Annotated in this window: 17 protein-coding genes; 1 reads left to right on the forward strand and 16 read right to left on the reverse strand. The window is 56.4% G+C overall.

Annotated features, from left to right (window positions below):
• The first annotated feature begins 356 nt into the window (after positions 1–356).
• Positions 357–1,577 (forward strand): tetracycline efflux MFS transporter Tet(40), encoded by a 1,221-nt coding sequence (tet(40), locus tag BMZ81_RS11590; protein ID WP_002578914.1) that lies wholly within the window; start codon positions 357–359, stop codon positions 1,575–1,577.
• A gap of 142 nt (positions 1,578–1,719) precedes the next feature.
• On the opposite strand, the gene BMZ81_RS11595 is transcribed toward tet(40), so the two are convergent.
• The 16 genes from BMZ81_RS11595 to purC all read right to left on the reverse strand — a co-directional run bounded on the left by BMZ81_RS11595 (position 1,720) and on the right by purC (position 21,215).
• Positions 1,720–1,860: a Maff2 family mobile element protein gene (locus BMZ81_RS11595; RefSeq protein WP_091132270.1), complete on the reverse strand. Its 141-nt coding sequence runs from the start codon at positions 1,858–1,860 to the stop codon at positions 1,720–1,722.
• A 57-nt stretch (positions 1,861–1,917) separates the two neighbouring features.
• Positions 1,918–3,729 carry a VirD4-like conjugal transfer protein, CD1115 family gene (locus tag BMZ81_RS11600; protein ID WP_002574005.1) on the reverse strand — a complete coding sequence of 604 codons (1,812 nt, stop codon included), beginning with the start codon at positions 3,727–3,729 and terminating at the stop codon, positions 1,918–1,920.
• Positions 3,726–4,202, reverse strand: a complete 477-nt coding sequence (locus BMZ81_RS11605; protein WP_002574006.1) for a PcfB family protein — start codon at positions 4,200–4,202, stop codon at positions 3,726–3,728. The genes BMZ81_RS11600 and BMZ81_RS11605 overlap by 4 nt, the downstream gene beginning before the upstream one ends.
• A gap of 105 nt (positions 4,203–4,307) precedes the next feature.
• The gene (locus tag BMZ81_RS11610) at positions 4,308–4,520 is read right to left on the reverse strand and encodes a DUF5348 domain-containing protein (RefSeq protein ID WP_002574007.1); all 213 of its coding nucleotides are present in this window, start codon (positions 4,518–4,520) and stop codon (positions 4,308–4,310) included.
• A 15-nt stretch (positions 4,521–4,535) separates the two neighbouring features.
• Entirely contained in the window at positions 4,536–5,426 is an 891-nt protein-coding gene (locus tag BMZ81_RS11615; protein WP_330370713.1) for a DUF6017 domain-containing protein, read from the reverse strand.
• Positions 5,427–5,965: 539 nt separating this feature from the next.
• Positions 5,966–6,967, reverse strand: a complete 1,002-nt coding sequence (rbsK, locus tag BMZ81_RS11620) for a ribokinase (protein WP_091132273.1) — start codon at positions 6,965–6,967, stop codon at positions 5,966–5,968.
• Positions 6,968–7,144: 177 nt separating this feature from the next.
• A complete protein-coding gene (locus BMZ81_RS11625) occupies positions 7,145–8,353 on the reverse strand; it encodes a PstS family phosphate ABC transporter substrate-binding protein (protein ID WP_091132276.1) in 1,209 nt (402 codons plus the stop codon).
• Positions 8,354–8,704: 351 nt separating this feature from the next.
• A complete protein-coding gene (locus tag BMZ81_RS11630) occupies positions 8,705–10,216 on the reverse strand; it encodes an IMP dehydrogenase (protein ID WP_091132278.1) in 1,512 nt (503 codons plus the stop codon).
• A gap of 60 nt (positions 10,217–10,276) precedes the next feature.
• On the reverse strand, positions 10,277–13,963 hold the full coding sequence (locus BMZ81_RS11635; RefSeq protein WP_091132280.1) for a phosphoribosylformylglycinamidine synthase: 3,687 nt from the start codon (positions 13,961–13,963) through the stop codon (positions 10,277–10,279).
• A gap of 131 nt (positions 13,964–14,094) precedes the next feature.
• Positions 14,095–15,372, reverse strand: a complete 1,278-nt coding sequence (gene purD, locus BMZ81_RS11640; protein WP_091132283.1) for a phosphoribosylamine--glycine ligase — start codon at positions 15,370–15,372, stop codon at positions 14,095–14,097.
• A gap of 83 nt (positions 15,373–15,455) precedes the next feature.
• Complete coding sequence (locus BMZ81_RS11645; RefSeq protein ID WP_091132285.1) at positions 15,456–16,634, reverse strand: phosphoribosylaminoimidazolecarboxamide formyltransferase; 1,179 nt, start codon at positions 16,632–16,634, stop codon at positions 15,456–15,458.
• Positions 16,635–16,646: 12 nt separating this feature from the next.
• Entirely contained in the window at positions 16,647–17,357 is a 711-nt protein-coding gene (locus BMZ81_RS11650) for an IMP cyclohydrolase (protein WP_091132288.1), read from the reverse strand.
• The gene (gene purN / locus BMZ81_RS11655; RefSeq protein WP_091132291.1) at positions 17,357–17,977 is read right to left on the reverse strand and encodes a phosphoribosylglycinamide formyltransferase; all 621 of its coding nucleotides are present in this window, start codon (positions 17,975–17,977) and stop codon (positions 17,357–17,359) included. Before purN ends, BMZ81_RS11650 begins: the two co-directional genes overlap by 1 nt.
• Complete coding sequence (purM, locus tag BMZ81_RS11660; protein WP_091132294.1) at positions 17,971–19,005, reverse strand: phosphoribosylformylglycinamidine cyclo-ligase; 1,035 nt, start codon at positions 19,003–19,005, stop codon at positions 17,971–17,973. The genes purN and purM overlap by 7 nt, the downstream gene beginning before the upstream one ends.
• On the reverse strand, positions 18,998–20,473 hold the full coding sequence (gene purF / locus BMZ81_RS11665) for an amidophosphoribosyltransferase (RefSeq protein ID WP_091132381.1): 1,476 nt from the start codon (positions 20,471–20,473) through the stop codon (positions 18,998–19,000). The genes purM and purF overlap by 8 nt, the downstream gene beginning before the upstream one ends.
• A 22-nt stretch (positions 20,474–20,495) precedes the next feature.
• Positions 20,496–21,215, reverse strand: a complete 720-nt coding sequence (gene purC / locus BMZ81_RS11670) for a phosphoribosylaminoimidazolesuccinocarboxamide synthase (protein ID WP_091132295.1) — start codon at positions 21,213–21,215, stop codon at positions 20,496–20,498.
• Positions 21,216–21,244: the final 29 nt, after the last annotated feature.

Genomic DNA, 21,244 nt, shown 5'->3' on the forward strand with positions numbered 1-21,244 from the left:
TCGCTCTCGCTCTCGCTCTCGCTCTCGCTCTCGCTCTCGCTCTCGCTCTCGCTCTCGCTCTCGCTCTCGCTCTCGCTCTCGCTCTCGCTCTCGCTTCTCTTTACATTGACAACACAAAGCCCATTTGCTATAATATCGCGAAGAAGAACAGCCATGTTGTTCTAATTTCAGTATCGGAGGTATTCATATGGCAAACTGCAAAAACAGAAACAAGTCTTTTAACGGCGCTTTGGGCACTTTAGGAGGCCTTTTCTAAAATCACTGTTAGAAAGGGCTGAGAAGTTTGCCCTTCCTGCGCGGCAGTCGGGCTTGTTTCACAAAACAACCCACTGATTCGTAAAGGAGAATGTAACTTCATGTTTGCTAAAAATTCAAAGGCATATTCTGTCTACCTGCTGTTCCGATTTGTCTTTTCCCTGGCGGTTTCTATGTCCACAGTGCTTTCCATCGTGTACCACCTGGAGGTGGTGCAGCTGGATGCTTTCCAGCTTGTCCTGGTAGGGACGGTTCTGGAGACCTCCTGCTTTCTGTTCGAGATACCCACCGGTGTGGTGGCGGATTTGTATAGCCGTCGGCGCTCGGTGCTGATTGGAATGTTCCTCTACGGCCTGGGCTTTCTGATGGAGGGTGCGCTACCGTGGTTCGCGCCGGTTCTGCTGGCCCAGGTTGTCTGGGGTTGCGGTGATACCTTCATCACCGGCGCTCTGGAGGCGTGGATTGCCTCGGAGGAAGAGGACAAACCCATAGACAAGGTGTTCCTGCGGGGCAGTCAAATGGGGCAAATCGGCGGCGTTCTGGGCGTGGTGCTGGGCACACTGCTGGGAAACATAAACCTGCAAATGCCTGTCATCTTGGGGGGCAGTTTGTGCTTGTTGTTGGGGCTGGTGTTGGTTCGCATCATGCCAGAAACCAACTTCTCCCCTGCTATTGAGGAACGGCAGGGCTTGCTTAAAGACTTTGTCTGCCTGTTCAAGCTCAACCTGGGCTTTGTGAAAGGCGCACCTGTGTTGCTGGCGCTCTTAGCAATCACACTATGCGGGGGACTTGCCAGTGAAGGCTTTGACCGGCTCTCCACCGCTCATTTTCTGGATGACACGGTAATACCCGTTATCGGGCCGCTGAACAGCGTCACTTGGTTCGGTGTTATCAGTCTTATCGGCAGCGGCTTAGGTATTCTGGCTTCTCAGTTGCTCATCGCCCGCATGGAGAAAAAAGGGACTGTCAGCCGAACCAGTGTGGTCATGTCCACCAGCGCCGGGTATATCCTGTGCCTGGTTCTCTTCGCGGTGGGGCGGAGCTTTTGGTTCATGTTGTTGGTGTTCCTGCTGGCGGGGCTTATGCGCACCATCAAGGAGCCTGTGCTGGCCGCCTGGATGAACGACCATGTGGATGAGAAAATGCGCGCCACAGTCTTTTCCACCAGCGGACAGCTGGACTCTTTCGGGCAGATCATCGGCGGGCCTATTGTGGGGCTGGTAGCCCAGCAGGTGTCCATACCCTGGGGGCTGGTCTGTACCGCTTTCCTGCTGTTGCCCGCGCTGTTCTTAGTGCCGGTGGCGGGAAAGAAGCGGGATTGATATGGCATAGTTAAGTTTACTGACGAGCGGGAGATTACTTCCGCTCGTCTTCATTTAGTAGCGCAAAATTTGAGGACTCTTTATTTCCTTATTCGGTATAGCGGAGGCGGCTGTCAATTCGACATAATTTTCTTGTGATACTTTACCGTACATGAGCATTGCTGGCCGGGTTATCCTGACCGTAACCTTCCAGAAGGTTGATGCCGCCCCAAACACACAGCGCACCGCCGAGGCCCACAACGATAGTCTGCAAAGTAGTAACCGCACTATTGAAAAATTCCATAAATTTACCTCCATAATTTTAGATTGATATGATTTGTTGATAAGGGAAAGCCGCCGGTTATTCATTCACGGCAGCCATATCTTCATCCGACAGGTCAATGTCGTAGAGGTCAAAGGTTTCCTCCTGCGAAACCACCCGCTGCCGTTTCCGGCGCAGGGCGGTCAAGTACCTGTCCACATCAAAATAGTTCTTCTTGTCGGCGTCGGAAAGGTATTTATAGCGGGGGTGACGGGTAATGTCGTATTTCTCACTGAAAAACGGCCTTACACCGCGCACCTGCAAAATACACTTGCCTCCGTCCATCGTTGCGATCTCGTCCTGTGACATCAACTCCTTTCCTAACTTCTGATAATTCAATCCGTGAGAGGTCTGTGCGCCCCGGTTTTCGCTCTGGTTGTAGCTGTCAATCGTTTCTTTGCCCAGCACGTCAGAGATTTCCTTGGCGTTCTTGCCCCGCCCACTAAGAAAAAGCGTACAGTCGCAGTTGTCGGAAATGATTTCCGCAGCGTCCTTGTAGATGGCCTTTAACTGTGACTGGCTTTGCAAAATAATAGAAGCCGAGATTTCACGGCTTCGGATGGTGGCGATCAGCTTGTCGAAGTTGGGTATCTGGCCGATGTTCGCAAACTCGTCCAGTATCATGCGGACGTGAACCGGCAGCCGCCCGCCGTATTTATCATCGGCCCGGTCACAAAGCAGGTTGATAAGCTGGCTCTGTACCATTGCCAGAATGAAATTAAAGGTGGTGTCCGTGTCCGACATAATCAGGAACAGCGCCGTTTTCTCGTCCCCGATGGTGTCAAGTTCCAGTTCGTCGTCCTCCATCAGCTCCCGCACCTCGCGGATGTCAAACGGGGCCATTCTTGCGCCCGCGCTGATAAGGATTGAGGAACGGGTCTTGCCCGCCGAAAGCAGGAATTTTTTATACTGGCGGACGGCAAAATGGTCGGGGTCGCGTTCCTCCAATCGCTCAAACATCAAATCCACCGGCGATTGAAATTCCGGGTCGTCCTCGCGGGCTTCGCTGGCATTTATCATTTCGAGCAGCGTCGTGAAGTTCATTTCTTCCTCCGGCGCTTCCTGCCAGATATAGCCGATCAGGGCCGTGTAGAACAGCCGTTCCGATTTCACCCAAAAATCTTCCGCGCTTTTTTCGCCCTCTCCCTTGGTGTTGCAGATCAGGGTGTTTACCAGCTTCAACACGTCTTTTTCCGAGTGCAGATACCGAAAAGGATTGTATTTCATGCTCTTGGAAAAGTTGATGGTGTTCAGCATTTTCACGCGGTAGCCGCTGCGGATAAGGAGCTGGCCCACTTCGCCGATCAAGCTGCCCTTGGGATCGGTTATCACAAATGAGGTCGGATAGTCCTTGGACACGCATTGCATGAGGTTCGGTTTTACAAAGAACCGGGTCTTGCCGCTGCCGCTGCCTCCGATCACCAGAACATTTTTATTTCTTGCGGTTTTGGGGTCTTTCGGCCTGTTGTTCATGGTGAGCCGTTCCGTCTGTGTCAGCAGAATGTTGTTGTCAAAATTGGGGTCGATATAGGGGGCTATATCCTTGGGGCCGCCCCATCGGGCGCTGCCGTACTCCACGCCTTTGCGGTATTTCTTGGCGTTCTTGCCCTTGCAGTACACCATGAGCCGCAGCGCCGCAGCACCGGCGACGCCGATCAGCAGGTCAATGGGGTGGAAGCTGGGGGCGGCACTTTCAAAGGCCGCCGCGCAGCCGTCCGCAAAGTGCAGGAGCTTTTGGGAAAGGTCGATGCCCTCCGCCAGCCGGTACGCCTGCCCCAGCTTACCGAACAGATAGACAAACAGCAGATAGGGCAGATTGGCGATTATCAGTTTTTTCATTTCCGGCTTCATCGTGACAGCCCCCTTTCTTTGAATTTCTCCTTGGCCCGGTCAGCGTTGCGGGCCGCTGCCTTTTCCTTGCTTGCGGCAATGTCCTTGCGGATCGAGGGCCGTTCTTCCCGCTGCAACTTCTTGGCCGTGAACTCCTTGAACGCCTGTTCCATGTTGTCGGCGTCCTTGGCCTTGAAAATCACGATGTAGTGCGGGGGCTGGGTAGTGGCGTCTTTCCGCAGCGTGAAGTCCACGCCGTATTTCTTGGCGCAAGGCCGGAAAAGGCCGATATTGGCGTCGGTGATCTCGATATTGGACAGGACCGCCCCGTGCTTTTTGAGCTGCTTTAGGCTCTGCTGGCCGTGGTGCAGCTTGGTCTTGCCCTTGTTTTGGGTTTCCAGAAACTTACGGGCCGCCGCTTGCAGCACTTGGATTGTCAGCTTGGCCGATTTGATGGAAAAGGCTATTGTCTTTTGGGTTACTTCCTCCTGCAATCGCTATCCCTCCTTTCGCAGAAGTGCGGCGGCACGGTTAAGGTGGCACCGTCAGCCGCCGCAGAAAACAGAAAAGGGACAGCCGCTTGCGCCGGTTGTCCCCGATTAAATCCTCACCCGCAGGCCGGAAAGGTCGTCGGCACGGATGCCAACCAGATACCAGTTGGCCCCGTACTCAATGCGGGTGGGCTTCCACCTGCCGCCCACCATCACGTCAAAGGTTTCCCCACAGTGCAGGCCGCCGTAGTAGTCCGCCAGATCAAAGCGAATGTCGTAACGGTCGCTGCGCTCGTCGAAAATCAATGCACCCTGTTTCATAGAGCCGTCCTCCTTTCAGATTTTGCCGGTATTCATGTCATGGGCCACCAGCGCGGCATAGTAACCGTTGATCGTACTGGGCGCATTGAACAGCATAGCCAGCAGGTATTTCTTGATATTGCGGATTTCCGAAGTGTTCTTGCTCAAACAGTCAAAGACAAACTCGATGTGAGAGCTGTCCAGCTTCACAAACTTGGATTTCACCAGCTCTGCCGGGTAATCGTCCCCGGCAATGCGGATGGTCTTGCGGGCGCTGCATACAGTTTCCACCAGCAAGTCCACAATCTCGTCCAGTGTTTCCCGGTCAATGCCCTTGACGTGCTGGCAAAGGTGTTCGTACTCGATGTTGTCCATGATGATTTGACGATAAATCTCTATGGCGCTCTGTGATTTCGCTTCCGTTCCTTTCCGTTCCGGCGGCTGTGCCGCTTCGTCCTCCAAAGGAGAGGGTCGAGAAAGGATAGGAATGGGATCGGTAATTGATACATCAGTAATTGATTTTTCTTTACTTGATATATCTTTATTTAATTGCGTTGGTTTTCCCAACGTAGGCTTTTCCTGCGTTGGATTATCCAACATTGGATTTTCCAACGTAGGTGAATCCGGCACAGGCTGGGGCTGTTCATAGATCACATAGTCCGCGCCGCGCAAGCGCCCTTGGCTGTCGCGCTCACGGGATCGGACGATGTACCCGGCCTGTTCCAGCTCCCGGATTGCGGCCCGGATCGCGTCGATCTGCTCCCGGTTGATAAGGGATAAGCCTTTGAGCGTATAGTCCCAATCTTCCGGCAGGGAGAGCATTTGCGATAACAGGCCCTTGGCTTTCAGGGATAAGTCCTTGTTCCGCAGGTGGTGATTGGACATCACCGTGTAGCCCTTGTTACGCTCTACACGAAATACTGCCATGTTCTCAACTCCTTTCACTCGAAATGTCACCGCGTCGTAGGCGGTCAGCTTGCCCGGCTGGTAGGGACATTCCTCATACACACAAAACTGGTACTTCCAGTGCGGGCGGTAGAAACGGCAGGTGCCGCAGTCCTCCGGCGCTCCGGCCTCGCCGCTGTCAAAGTGGTCTGCGCCCGGCCTCGTCTGCATGAGCTGTTCAAAGGCCCGGTCGCTGCCGGAAGTAAAGTACATAGGCGGTCGCCTCCTTTCTGGTTTTGGGCGCAAAAAAAGCGGCGTCCTGATCTCCCCAAAGGGGAAAAGAGAACGCCGCTGTCTGCGGTGTCGTATTCAATTTTCGATGTGTCACTATTTGGGCGGTGGGCTTCACGGGAGGCAGAAGCGTGTCAAAGCTCAATCCGAAAGTAGTAAATCGGTAGTAAATTCAGTTCTTATATCCCGTGAAATGCCCGTATTTCCGGGCTTTTTGGAGATAATCAGAGTTGTTGACATTGAACAAAAATAGAAGGACCGCCAGTTCATGACTGGTGGCCCTTTTTGCATTATTTCATCAGTACGTCCAAACAAGAGAGATCGAATCCCTGATAATCCCGTTCCCGCAGCAGGGCAATCACTTCTTCCAGTGTGGGAAGGGAGGGCATTGCACCCATCCGGGAAACGGTAATAGCGGCAGTGTGGCTGGCAAATGCCAGCGCCTGCTCCTGTGAAAGTCCTGCTGTTAAACCGACTGCCAGTGCGCCGACAAAAGAATCCCCTGCGGCAGTTGGATCTGCCACATGGCTCATTTTTACACAAGGGATGTACTGAATGGACTCACCCTTCACCACGGCCGACCCGTTTCCGCCCAGCGTGATGATCACATTTTCCACGCCCTTAGCCCAAAGAGCCGCGGCAATCCGCTTGAGGTCATCCCGCTGAATTCCCCGCTGATCCATTTGAAGCGGCAATCCGGTTTCCATGGAAGCTTCCTGTTCATTGGGCGTCAGGTAGGTTACAAGAGATAATAATTCATCATCCAGCTCTGTGGCGGGGGCGGGATTCAGCATTACCGGGACACCGGCATCCTTTGCCCAGCGGGCCACGGCGCGATTTACCTCCAGTGGAACCTCAAGCTGAAGCATGACCATGTCATAGCTGGAAATACAGTCTTTGATCCAAGAAACTTCTTCCACCGTCAAGGTGCGGTTGGCACCGGGAATTACCACAATGCGGTTCTGAGCCGTATGCTCAGTGACCTCCAATGTTACATGCCCAACTCCGGAGGTGACACCTGGACGAACCAGTACATGAGAGAGATCAACCCCTGCGGCGCTTGGAATTCCCAAGAGCTCTTGACCGAACAGATCGTCTCCAACGCAGCCAACCATGGTAACTTTAGCACCCAGCCGTGCGCATTGCAGGGCCTGATTGGCACCCTTGCCGCCGGGGGCGGTATGAAAGGACTTTCCATAAACGGTTTGGCCGGAATTGGGAACCCGCTCCGTGGTGGCAATGACATCCATCACAAAACTGCCCACAACCAGAATATTTGGCTTCACGTCCATTGCTTGTACACTCCTATCGAAAACCGGGGGTGGTTTTGTACTTGCCCTTATTATACAAAACCGGATTTGAAAATACAAGACCCATCTAAAAAATAATAAAAAAACGATTAAACAAACAAAAAAAGTTTTGTGTTATATGGAGAGAAGCCGTTTGCACGTGACTGTGGAAGAAAAAAGTCACGACAATGCCACGTATCCTGTTTTTTCAATCAGGAACTGTCCCTGTTCCGACAAAATCCAGTCCAGAAAAGCGCTGATGAATGGATTGGCTTCACGTGGATCCGGCTGTCCGACCGGCGCTGCGGTAACAGCATAAAATTCGGAAGAGAGCGGATAGCTGCCGTCCCTTATGGTTTCCTGTGTGGGGGCAACGCCGTCCAGGGCCAGCAGACGGATTTCATTGCTGGTGACCATTTCCGTAGCATAAAACCGGAACGAGAATCCGATGGCATTGCGGTAATTGCGGTAGTTGGCGACCTGCCGGATGATGCCGTCCATGCCGGTGATGCGGTCTTCTTCCTCCGGCGCCAGAAGGGGCAGACCGTTCATCAGATGCTGCAGCGCGGTCTGGCTGCCGCTGTTCTCCGGGCGCTGGAAAGGACGGATGGATTGCCGCTTTCCGCCAAGCTGGTGCCAGTTGGTAAGTTCACCGGTGTAGATTCCCTGAATTTGCGCAACAGTCAGATCCTCCACTGGATTTTTACTGTTGACAAAAAATACAAAGGCCTCCCGGCCAATAGGGAGCAGGTGCAGCTCCATCCCGGCATTCTCCGCAAGCTCCAACTGCGCCTGGGAGGGAGCTGCGGCAAAGATGACATCGGCTTCTTGCGCAATCAGCCGTTCGTAGGCACCGATGGTACCGCTGCATTCTGCAATATGGTGACGGGATTTCAGCGTATAATCGCTGGTACTGTATGTGTCCGGGTAGACAGCCTGAACAAAGGCGGCATATACCGGGTATAGAGCGGTGGCTCCGTCCAGCCGAGGACGTTCGGCCAGTGTAAGCTGAAGCGTAGACGGTTCCTCCAGTCTTACAGCTTTGCTGTTTTCGGCAAAGGGTTCGTATTCCCACAGCAGCAAATCCCGGTCATCCACAGTGGGAAGCGAGTCCCGCCAGACACCGTGGCCGACATAGATTGCTGCGGCTGCCAGAACGAGGAGCATTCCCCGGCTGAGATGGCGGTGCCATGGTGTTGGGAAATAGTCGCAGTTTCCCAAAAACAAGGCCAACAGACCAAAGACGCCAACAGCCAGACCGGCATAGGTCACATACGGCGGATAGGCGCCCAGGGCGCCGAATACCAGAAAGAGGAGCAAAAAGGGTCCCACAGAAAGAGAAACCCCCAGCAGCAAAGCCAAATTGCGGAACAGCATTTTCCAATTCATGTGCACGCCTCCTTTCGGTGTCAGCGTATCACGGTGGAAAACAAGGTGTCAATGCCTTGAAGGCAATCGGTCTGTTTGGACAGATAAACGGTAAAAATCCCGGAGGAACATCCTCCGGGATTTTTATCAGGTAAATGGCGCTTAGCTCCGGCTGCCGGAGTTGGTGGTATCTTTCAACAGCACGTCATGTGCGTTACCGCACCCCACGGGACAGGTCCCGCGGGGGCCCCGCATAGAACTCAAATGGACAGGCAGAGCCTGTCCATTTCAAGGTTTTGCATACGCAAAACGCTTGTACGCGCCATTCGGCGCGCCGTGGAAGGCGGCAGGATGGCGCGTACAGGAAAAATTTTAGATCCGATTGCCGGAATTGGTGGTATCCTTCAACAGGACATCATGTGCGCCGCCCTCCACGATGGAGACGGAGGAAACCAGAGTCAGCTTGGCCTTTTCCCGCAGTTCCGGGATGGTCAGGGCACCGCAGTTGCACATGGTGGAGCGGACCTTGGCCAGCGTGGTGGCCATGCCGTCGGTCAAAGAACCGGCGTAGGGCACATAGGAGTCCACACCTTCCTCAAAGGAGAGCTTGGAGGCTCCGCCCAGGTCATAGCGCTGCCAGTTCCGGGCACGGGCACTGCCCTCGCCCCAGTATTCCTTCATATAGCTGCCGCCGATGAGTACCTTGGCGGAGGGGGATTCATCGAACCGGGAGAAATACCGGCCCAGCATGCAGAAGTCCGCGCCCATGGCCAGAGCCAGGGTGATGTGGTAGTCCTGCACGATGCCGCCGTCGGCGCAGATGGGCACGTATACGCCGGTTTCCTCAAAATACTTGTCCCGCTCCCGGGCCACATCAATGACGGAGGTGGCCTGCCCGCGGCCAATGCCCTTGGTTTCGCGGGTGATGCAGATGGAGCCGCCGCCGATGCCGACCTTTACGAAGTCCGCGCCGGCGTCCGCCAGAAAGCGGAAGCCTTCGCCGTCCACCACGTTGCCGGCGCCCACCTTGACCGTGTCGCCGTAGTGCTCACGCACCCATTCCAGGCAGCGCTTCTGCCAGACGGAGTAGCCCTCGGAGGAGTCCATGACCAGCACGTCCGCGCCGGCCTCTACCAGCGCGGGAACCCGCTGGGCATAGTCCCGGGTATTGATACCCGCGCCCACCACATAGCGCTTCTGTGCATCCAGCAACTCCAGAGGATTGCCCTTGTGAGAGTCATAGTCCTTCCGGAACACGAAGGACGCCAGATGGCCGTCCGCAGACAGAATGGGCAGGGCGTTGAGCTTGTGATCCCAGATGATATTGTTGGCCTCTTTCAGACTGGTGCCCTCAGGGGCATAAATGATCTTTTCGATGGGTGTCATGAAGTCAGAAACCGGGGTGGCGGGATCCATGCGGCTCACTCGGTAGTCCCGGCTGGTTACCAGCCCCAGAAGCTTACCGGATCCAGTTCCGTCGTCGGTGACGGCCATGGTGGAATGTCCGGTGCGCTCTTTCAGGGCCAGCACGTCCGCGAGTGTGTCACCAATCCGTAGGTTGGAATCGCTGAAAACGAAGCCGGCCTTATAGTTTTTGACTTTGCGGACCATCTCCGCCTGTTCTTCAATCGGCTGAGAGACATAGATGAAGGCGATACCGCCCTCTTTGGCCAAGCCGATGCCCATCTGCTCGCCGGAAACCGCCTGCATGACGGCGGAAACCATTGGAACGTTCATGGTCAGGGGGCATTCCTCCCCTTTCTTGAATTTCACGACGGGCGTTTTCAGGGATACATTGGCGGGAATGCAGTTCTCGTCAGAATAACCGGGCACCAACAGATATTCACTGAATGTGCGGGAGGGTTCTTCAAAAAAGTATGCCATGAGGGCACCTCGCTTTAAATGTATTTTTCCTAGGATACCACAAATCGGTAAAAATGCAACTCACAGATCAAAATAATTTTTCGCGGATTCGAACAGATGCAGAGCATAATTGCCGGGGACATTTTGATAGAGGTTCGGCCCCACGCGTTCCGCATGCCCCATCTTGCCGAAAACCCGGCCATCGGGAGAGGTGATGCCCTCCACGGCCCAAACCGATCCGTTGGGGTTGAAATCCACATCCATGGAAGGCACATTGTCCAAATCCACATATTGGGTGGTAATTTGGCCATTTTCTGCAAGAACTGCCAGCAGGTCCTGGGTGCATAGGAAGCGCCCTTCCCCATGGGAAATGGGGACGTTGACCACATCGCCCACCTGCATCTTGGAAAGCCATGGAGAGCGGTTGGAGGCGATACGGGTGCGGACAATTTTGGACTGGTGACGACCGATGACATTATAGGTCAGAGTGGGGCAGGCCTCATCGGTGTCCCGAATCTCGCCGTAAGGCACCAGGCCCAGCTTGATAAGCGCCTGGAAGCCGTTGCAGATACCAAGGCACAGGCCATCCCGGTTTTTCAGCAAATCCATGGTGGCATCCGTCACCGCTGGATTGCGGAAGAAGGCAGTGATGAATTTCCCGGATCCATCCGGCTCGTCGCCGCCGGAGAAACCACCGGGAACGAAGATGATCTGGCTGTCCCGGGCTGCCCGTGCAAACCGGGCGGCAGAGTCCGCCACACCCTGGGCGGACTGGTTGTTCACCACCAGAATTTCCGGCGTCAGGCCCGCTCGCAGTACCGCCCGTGCGCTGTCATACTCGCAGTTGGTGCCGGGGAACACAGGGATGAGCACCTTCGGCCTCGCCACGCCAATCTTTGGCGTGGGATAGGTGAAAGCGGGGGCCTCCAGTGTGGGAACAGCTTCCTGCACAGAGACTGCGCGATTGGGGTAGATATCCTCCAGAACTCCCTCGTTCAAAGCCAGCAGCTTGTCAATAGAGGCACTGTCGCTGCCGATGGTGATGATGCCGTCCGCAGTGGTTTCACCCAACCTCACGGCATTTGGGCATGCCAACTCCTGCGTCAGTTCGGCCACAATGACACCCGGCATGGGGACATACCAGATAGCCTGTCCCTGAGGCGCTGCGGAGAAGCCGATGCGGTTGCCGAAGGACATGTTCATAATGGCCTCGCTCAGACTGTGTTCCACGGCCCAGGCGGCTTTGACTTTGCCGCTTTCACACAGGATGCGGAACTGGTCCCAGCTTTGCCGGAGGGCCGCCGTATCAGCGCCTCCAAAGAGATACACCGGGTGTTCAGCCTCTTTAAACTCTGGAGAGAGCACCTGCCCTGCCTTGGAAGGGGCGATGGCAAACGAGATCAGCGTGGGAGGAACATCCATATCCAAGAAGGAACCGGACATGGAGTCCTTGCCGCCGATGGCGGCGATGCCCAGATCCAGCTGGGCGTCCAATGCGCCCAGAAGCGCTGAAAAGGGCTTGCCCCAGCGGCGGGGCTCCTCCCGCAGCTTTTCAAAATATTCCTGAAAGGTGAGATAGGCGGCGCGATAATCGCAGCCGGCTGCCGCCAGTTTGGCAACGGAAGTGATGACGGACTGGTAGGCGCCGGTATAAGGATCTGCGGTCATCTGCTCGGCGTCAAACCCCCAGGCCATCACGGAGCAATCTTCTGTCTCCTGGCCTGGCAGCACCGGCAGCAAAGCGGCCATCACCTGGGCGGGGGTACGCTGGTACTTGCCGCCGAAGGGCATCAATATGCTGCCTGCGCCGATGGTAGAGTCGAACCGCTCGCCAAGACCCCGGCGGGAGGCGGATTTCAGACTGGCGGCCATCTCACGGAGGGACTTGGCGTTTTCCTGACTTGGGGTGGTGCATGTGCTTTTGTCCACGGACACGGTGGTGTGCTTTACGGCACCGTTGGTATCCAGGAAGGCGCGGCTCAAATCCACAATGGTAGTTCCCTGCCACTGCATCACCATCCGGGGTGTTTCCGTGACGACGGCTACCTGATAGGCCTCCAGATTTTCCTGTTCCGCTGCGGCGATGAAAGGGGGGGCATTTTCCGGAGCGACCACCACCGCCATCCGCTCCTGGGACTCCGAAATGGCAAGATCTGTACCGTCGAGTCCTTCATATTTCTTACGGACCTTATCCAGATCGATCTGCAGGCCGTCCGCCAGCTCGCCGATGGCGACAGAAACGCCGCCAGCACCGAAATCGTTGCAGCGCTTGATCAGCTTCGTGACCTTCCCGTTCCGGAACAGCCGCTGAATCTTCCGTTCCTCGGGGGCATTGCCCTTTTGCACCTCCGAGGCCATGGTGGTCAGAGACTTGCGGTTGTGGCTCTTGGAGGAGCCGGTGGCGCCGCCGATGCCGTCCCGGCCGGTGCGGCCGCCCAGAAGGATCACTACATCTCCGGGGACAGGGCGCTCCCGTACCACGTTTTCCGCAGGGGCGGCACCAACTACGGCGCCGACTTCCAGGTGCTTGGCCACATAGCCGGGGTGGTAGACCTCACTGACGAGGCCGGTAGCCAGGCCGATCTGGTTGCCGTAGGAAGAGTAGCCCGCCGCTGCCGTCTGCGCCAGTTTGCGCTGAGGCAGCTTGCCGGGAATGGTACCTGCTACAGGGGTGCGGGGATCCCCGCACCCGGTAAGGCGCATAGCCTGATAGACATAGGCACGGCCGGAGAGGGGATCCCGGATGCAGCCGCCGATACAGGTAGCTGCACCGCCGAAGGGCTCAATCTCCGTGGGATGATTGTGCGTTTCATTTTTGAACATCAGAAGCCAGTCCTGCGCTTCGCCGTCCACCGTGGCGGTGACATGGATGGAGCAGGCATTGATCTCCTCACTCTGGTCCAGATTCTGGAGCAGTCCCCGTTTTTTCAAAACCTTGGTGCCAAGGGTGGCCATATCCATCAAGGTCTGGGGCCTCACAGAGGCTTTTTCCGCCCCGTAGACCTCTGCCCGCGCGGCCAGATACCGCTCATAGGCGGCCTGGACGGCTGGATCCAGAATTTCTACCTGATCAATATGGGTGGAAAAGGTGGTGTGGCGGCAGTGGTCAGACCAATAGGTATCCACAACCCGAACCTCTGTAATCGTAGGATCACGATGTTCCTCATTGCGAAAATACGTCTGAAGAAACGTGAGATCGTCCAAATCCATCGCCAGTCCCATCCTGTCCAGCAGGGAGGAAAGACCGTCTTCATCCAGGGCGGTGAAGCCGGTAATGGTCTCCACGGAGGTGGGAGCTTCCACTTCCATTTGGAGGGTAGCCGCCTCCATAAGGCTGGCCTCCCGTGCCTCCACAGGATTGATGACATAGCGCTTGACTGCCTCTATGTCAGCGGTGGACAGCGTCCCGGACAGCAAATAGACCTTTGCAGTGCGGACTGCAGGGCGGTCACCCTGGGTCATCAGCTGGATGCATTGGCTCGCCGAATCAGCCCGCTGATCAAACTGGCCCGGCAGATATTCCACAGCAAAAGCTGCGGAATATCCAGCGGGCAGAACTGCACAGACATCATCTACCTGGGGCTCAGAGAGCACCGTTTGGACAGCACGCTGGAAAGTCTCCTCCTCCAGCCCCTCCACATCATAGCGGTTTAAAAGACGCAGACCTGTCAGGGCGGAGATTCCCAGCAGGGTCCGCAGTTCATTCAGAAGAGCTGTGGCCTCTTGGCGCAAGGATTCTTTTTTTTCTACATAGATGCGACGTACCATAGTAACCTCCATGCGCCGGCAGGCGCTTGAATCAAGATTGGAAACTGCCCTGCGGGGGACGGCCGGCTCTTATCGGGCGGCTCAGCTTTTACAGCGGAGCGGCGTGTCCGATGGACAGCACGGATACGGTGTCAGTGGATCAAAGCAGCCAGTGCGCGCCGCCCGATATCGTGACGCAGATACACGCCGTCAAAATAAATGGTTTCTGCGGCGGCATAGGCGTCGTTTAGTGCCTCTTCCAGGGAGAGGGCAGTGGCGGTAACGCCCAGTACCCGGCCGCCGCTGGTGACAAGGCCCTCATCCGTCAGCTTGTCACCGGCATGGTAAACGGTGACGTTTTTCGGAAGGGCCGCAGAGAAGTGGATGCGTTTTCCCTTTTCATAGCTGGCGGGATACCCACCAGAAGCCAGGATGACACAGGCGGCGGTTTCATCCAGCCATTCAACCTGCAGACTGGACAGGGTTTCATTTTCCACTGCCTGCATAACGGTCAGCAGATCCGTTTTTAAAAGCGGCAGCACCACCTGGGTCTCCGGGTCCCCAAACCGGCAGTTGTATTCAATCACCTTGGGGCCGTTGGGCGTCAGCATCAGCCCGAAATAGAGGCAGCCCTTGAAGGGACAGCCCTCCGCCCGCATGGCGGCAAGCGTGGGCAGAAAGATGGTGTCCATGCAGAGCTGGGCAATTTCAGCCGTGTAGTAGGGGTTGGGGGCCACGGTGCCCATGCCGCCTGTGTTAAGGCCGGTGTCGTCGTCCCCGGCGCGCTTGTGGTCCATAGAGGATACCATGGGGGCGATGGCAGTGCCGTCGGTAAACGCCAGTACGCTGACCTCCGGGCCGGTCAAAAACTCTTCCACCACGATTTGATTACCGGAGGAACCAAAGACCTTATCCTCCATAATGGCTTTCACGGCATTTTCTGCTTCGGTCAAATCCTGCGGAATGAGGACGCCCTTGCCCAGAGCCAGGCCATCTGCTTTGATCACGATGGGGAAAGAGGCGGTGCGCAGATAGAAGAGGGCCTTGACCGGGTCGTCAAATACTTCATAGGCGGCGGTTGGAATGTTGTACTTGCGCATGAGATTCTTGGAGAAGACCTTGCTGGCCTCTATGCGGGCGGCTTGGGCATCCGGGCCGAAGCAGGGGATGCCCGCTGCATGGAGTCGGTCCACACAGCCCAGGGCCAGCGGATCATCCGGCGCCACCACGGCGAAATCAATGGAGTGGGCTTTCGCAAATGCCACGATGGCTTCGATATCCTTGGTTCCAATCTCCGGGACGCACACGGCGTCGGCGGCAATGCCGCCGTTGCCCGGCAGGGCATAAATGGTTTCCACAGACGGATTTTCTTTCAGCTTTTTGATGATGGCGTGTTCACGGCCGCCGCCGCCAACGACGAGAAGATTCATAGAGATCCTCCTTGGATTGTTTTTTCCGGGAAGAGAGAAGCTGGACTGCACTCAAAACCGAGAAAAATAAAACTTGCGGCGAGTTAGTGGTGGAACAGCCGCATCCCTGTGAAGCACATGGTGATACCGTACTTGTCGGCGGTTTCGATCACGTGGTCATCCCGGATGCTGCCGCCTGGCTCTGCAATGTACTGAACGCCGGACTTCCGGGCACGCTCCACGTTATCGCCAAAGGGGAAAAAGGCATCGCTGCCCACGGTCACGCCGGATTGGGTGGCGATCCAGGCCCTTTTTTCCTCCGCGGTCAGAGCCTCGGGCTTTACCTGGAAGATAGTCTGCCACACGCCGTCGGCCAAGATGTCTTCATATTCATCAGAGGTGTAGATGTCAATGGCGTTGTCCCGGTCCGGGCGGCGGATACCGTCTGCAAATTGAAGTCCCAGAACCTTGGGATGCTGCCGCAGATACCAGTTGTCGGCCTTTTGACCGGCCAGACGGGTGCAGTGAATGCGGCTCTGCTGGCCGGCACCCACACCGATGGCCTGGCCGTCCTTCACATAGCAAACGGAGTTGGACTGGGTGTACTTCAGCGTGATGAGAGAGACAATCATATCGATTTTGGCCTGTGCCGGCAGTTCCTTGCGCTTTGTTACAATATTTTCCAAGAGCGCCTCATTGATCACAAAGTTGTTGCGGCCCTGCTGGAAGGTAACGCCGAATACATCCTTGTATTCCTGGGGGACGGGGACATAGCCGGGGTCAATTTGGACAACATTATAGCCGCCCTTCTTCTTGGTTTTGAGAATCTCCAGAGCCTCGGCCGTGTAGCCGGGGGCGATGATGCCGTCGGAGACCTCATACTTCAAATAGGCGGCAGTGGCAGCGTCGCACACATCGGAGAGGGCTGCCCAGTCGCCGTAGGAGCACAGGCGGTCAGCGCCGCGGGCCCGGATATAGGCGCAGGCAATGGGGCTGAGCGTTGCGGCTTCGTCTACAAAGTAAATCTTCTTGTCCACGTCACTCAGCGGCAGGCCAACCGCGGCGCCGGCAGGGGAGACATGCTTAAAGCTGGCGGCGGCAGGCAGACCGGTGGCGGCCTTCAGCTCCCTGACAAGCTGCCAGGAATTGAAGGCGTCCAGAAAGTTGATGTAGCCGGGCTTGCCGTTCAAGACCGTGATGGGCAGATCGGAGCCGTCCTTCATGAAGATGCGGGATGGCTTCTGGTTGGGGTTGCAGCCGTATTTTAGTTCCAGTTCGTTCATGGTAGCGCTCCTTTACTGGTGTTTGTTCAAAATGCGCTGCTGGAAGACCCGGGTCTCCAGATCCGTGAAGCGCACAAAAAGAGAAATTTTGTTGTCGGCGTTCAGGCTGTCCCACAACTGGGCGGTGAATGCGTCGATGTCGCCGCCGATGGCCACCCGTTCCGGCTCTCCTTGGAAGGTGGGAATCGGGCTGCCGTCGCACACGTAGGTGTGCAAAAAGTGGCCCAGGCCCGGGAGGCCGGGATATTCAAAGGTCTGGCGGACGCAGGCGGAGCCCTGGGCGTCGGCGGACTTCAAAATGGACAGCTTGTAGCTGCCGTCCGGGCTGAGAAGGCCGGAAATGCGGGGGGTCCAATTGGGGGCGTCAGGCTCAAATTCCCGGGTTCGCAAGGCCTGCTCCATGGGGAGTCCCCGCTCCAAAAACGCCCGGATGGTGTCGGTTTGATCGCCGTTTGTGACGATGAGGCCGCGGCCTATCTCCCGGACGGGGTGGTAGATAATGAGACTGGGATCTTTCAGTTTGGAGGGATCGAAAGCCTCGGTGCGGATGCCGTCCGCCTCTTCGGCAAAGACACGGTTGCGGCTGTTAACACTGCGGCCCATGATGAAATATGCGGCCACGGACTGTTTGCCGTCGGCCGTCAATCCCAGCACGATTCCCCGGCCGGGGTAGGTGTTGGAAGAGAGTTTTTCGCGAAGGGAACCAATCTCATAGACGTTCATCAAACGCCCTCCTTTTCCTGAATGATTTGGGCGGACAGCAGCTCTGCGGCCCGGGGAAGCAGTACCCACTCCGCTTGCTCCATGACGCGCTTCTGCAAGGCCTCAGGTGTGTCTCCCGGCAAGATGTCCACCGCCTTCTGCAGCAGAATTTCTCCGCCGTCGGGAATCTCGTTGACGAAGTGCACAGTGGCACCGGTGACTTTCACACCCCGGGCCAAGGCGGCCTCATGAACCTTCAGACCATAGTAACCCTTTCCGCAGAAGGAGGGAATCAGGGAGGGGTGGACGTTGAGGATGCGCTTGGGCCACCAGGAGACGAAGTCTGCGCTCAAAATGCTCATAAAGCCCGCCAGGACAATCAGGTGGACAGCGTGTGCGGCCAAGGCTCTGTGGATGGCGGACTCAAAGGCCTCCTGCGTGCCCAGCTCCTTTCTGGAGCAGACTGCCGTGGGGATGCCTGCCGCTTTTGCCCGTTCCAGGGCATAGGCACCGGGATTGCTGGAGAGAACCAGCGCAAGCTCTCCGCTATGAAGCGTCCCGGCCCTCTGGGCGTCGATCAGTGCCTGTAGATTGGTGCCGCCGCCGGAGACGAACACGGCAATACGGGCTTTTTTCAGCATAGAACCACCCGTTCCGCGCCGGGGACAATCTCGCCGATGATATAGGCGCTGCAGCCTGCGGCATGGAAGGCGGACAGCGCCTTGTCGGCGTCGCTCTTCGCCACAATTACGGCCATACCAACGCCCATGTTATAGGTGTTAAACATGTCGTGATCAGAAATATCGCCCATCCGCTGCAGCAGATGAAAAATCGGCTGTGTCCGGATAGAGGCCTTTTCGATCCTGGCAGTGAGACCAGCCGGCAGACAGCGGGGGAGGTTTTCATAAAAACCGCCGCCGGTAATGTGGCTGATGCCGCGGATATTCGCAGCGGCCATACAGGCCAGGACGGGCTTTACATAGATTTTTGTTGGGGTGAGCAGAGCTTCGCCCAGTGTTTGCCCCAGTTCACCGGAATAGACATTGAGATCCGTATGTTCCACATCAAAGACCTTCCGCACCAGAGAGTAGCCGTTGGAGTGGATGCCGGAGGAGGGAAGGGCCAGAATGATGTCGCCCGGACGGGTGGCGCTGTGGTCGATGACCTTGGGCTTGTCCACAATGCCAACGGCGAACCCGGCCAGATCGTAATCTTCCGGGGCCATCGTGCCGGGGTGTTCGGCGGTCTCGCCGCCAATCAGGGCACAGCCTGCCTGGACGCAGCCCTCGGCCACACCGGAGACCAGTGTGGCGACCTTTTCCGGAACATTTTTGCCGATGGCGATATAGTCCAGGAAGAAAATCGGCTTGGCACCGCAGCAGATGATGTCGTTGACACACATTGCCACACAGTCGATGCCCACGGTGTCATGCTTGTCCAGAAGCTGGGCAATGCGCTGCTTGGTACCCACGCCGTCCGTGCCGGAAACCAGTACTGGCTCACGCATACCGGAAAGATCCGGGGCGAACAGGCCGCCGAAGCCGCCGATGTCAGAAACCACGCCGGGAATCATCGTGCGCTTCACGTGGGCGCTCATGAGCTTTACACCTTCATAGCCAGCAGTGATGTCCACGCCAGCTTCCCGATAGCTCTCGGAAAAACTACGCATGCTGGTTCTCCTTTTCACTGATTTTGCACTCAAAACGGTCCTTACCGCCCGCTTGGGGGATCGGGGTGGGATAGCCGCCGCCGAAGCAGGCGGTACAGAAGCTGCACTCTGTATTGTCGGCCAGCTTTACTACATCCTGAATGCTGAGATATCCCAGAGAATCCACACCGATGATCTGCGCGATTTCCTCCACGGTGTGATGGGTGGCAATCAGCTTGTTTTTGTCGTCAATGTCCGTACCATAATAACATTCGGAGACAAATGGAGGCGCGGATACCCGCATGTGGACCTCCTTGGCACCGGCTTTCCGCAGCAGATCGATGGTCCGGCGGCAAGTGGTGCCGCGGACGATGGAGTCATCAATTAAAACGACGCGCTTCCCCTCCACCACGGAGCGCACGGGGTTCAGCTTGATATTGACCTCGTTTTCCCGCATGGTCTGGGTGGGGGAGATGAACGTGCGTCCAATATATTTGTTTTTGATAAATCCGATTTCATAGGGAATGCCGGACTGACGGGAATATCCCAGGGCGGCGTCCAGCCCGGAGTCCGGCACGCCCACAACAATGTCCGCTTGGACAGGGTGCTCCAGCGCCAAAAAAGCGCCGGCCCGCTGGCGGGCCACATGGACGCTGGAACCGTCAATCACGGAGTCAGGTCTTGCAAAGTAGATAAATTCAAACACGCACAGCTTTTTAGGTGCCTTCCTGCAGTGGCGGGTGTCTGATTTGACTCCGGTCTTGTCGGCCACCACAATCTCACCGGGGAGAATATCGCGTTCGAATTTGGCACCGATGGCGTCCAAGGCACAGGACTCGGAGGCAAATACCACGGCGCCATCCTTTGTCCGGCCCATACAAAGGGGGCGGAAACCATGTGGATCCCGGACGGCAATCAGCTTGGTGGGAGAGGAGAGGACCAGCGAGTATGCACCTTCCATACGATCCATGGCGGCGGCTACCGCTTCCTCAATGGAAGGGGCCTTCAATCGTTCCTGGACAATGATATAGGCGATGACCTCGGAATCGGTGGTGGTCTGAAAAATGGAGCCCTTACTCTCCAGATCCTGGCGTAGCTCGTGGGAGTTGGTAAGGTTGCCGTTGTGTGCCAGGGCCATGCGGCCTTTATAGTGATTGACCAGAATCGGCTGGACATTGCGCTTGTTGTCGCTTCCGGTAGTACCGTAGCGCACATGCCCCACGGCGATGTTGCCGCGGCCAAGCGCGGCCAGGTGCTCCGGCGGGAATACTTCGCTGACAAGCCCCACGTCCCGGTAAGAGGTGAATACGCCGTCATCATTGACCGCAATACCGGCGCTTTCTTGCCCGCGGTGCTGCAGGGCATACAGCGCGTAATACGCCAGCGGCGCCACATCGGTGGTTTCCTTCGCATATACCCCGAACACACCGCACTCCTCATGGATATGGCGCTCCTGAACGGCAGTATCGGTGGCGGTGTCACCCGGCATGGCGGGAGCGGCCTGGAATTGATCAGTCTGCATCATGGGCCAGCAGTCTCTTCATAATCTCGGTGTAAGCGTCCTCCACACCGCCCATATCCCGGCGGAAACGGTCCTTGTCCAGCTTTTCGTGGGTCTTGGAATCCCACAGGCGGCAGGTGTCAGGGCTGATCTCGTCAGCCAGCACAATGGTGCCGTCCGGAAGCTTCCCGAACTCCAGCTTGAAGTCCACCAGCGTGACGTCGCACTCAGCCCAGAAGGCCTTCAGGACGTCGTTGACGGCAAAGGCATACTTCTCGATGGCCTCAATTTCCTCGCTGGTAGCCAGCTTCAGGGCCAGGGCGTGATAGCGGTTCAGAAGGGGATCCCCCAGATCGTCGTTTTTGTAGGAGAATTCAATGGTGGGGGCGTCAAACACGATCCCCTCCTCCACACCGTAGCGTTTGGCAAAGGAACCGGCGGAGAGATTGCGGATGATAACCTCCAGCGGTACAATGGAGACTCTTTTCACCAGAGTTTCCCGCTCGGATAGCTCCTTGACAAAATGGGTGGGAATGCCAGCTTTCTCCATTTTGACCATCAGTCGGTTTGTCATCTGGTTATTGATCACACCTTTACCTGCAATGGTTCCCTTTTTCAAACCATTGAAAGCGGTGGCGTCATCCTTGTAATCCACAATAAACAGTTCGGGGTCGTCTGTTCGGAAGACTTTTTTTGCCTTTCCCTCATAAACCTGTTCCAGCTTTTGCATTATCTCCATATCCTTCCGTAAAAAGTTTG

Source organism: Oscillibacter sp. PC13, assembly GCF_900115635.1.
In the GTDB taxonomy this organism is placed as follows: Bacteria; Bacillota; Clostridia; order Oscillospirales; family Oscillospiraceae; genus Oscillibacter.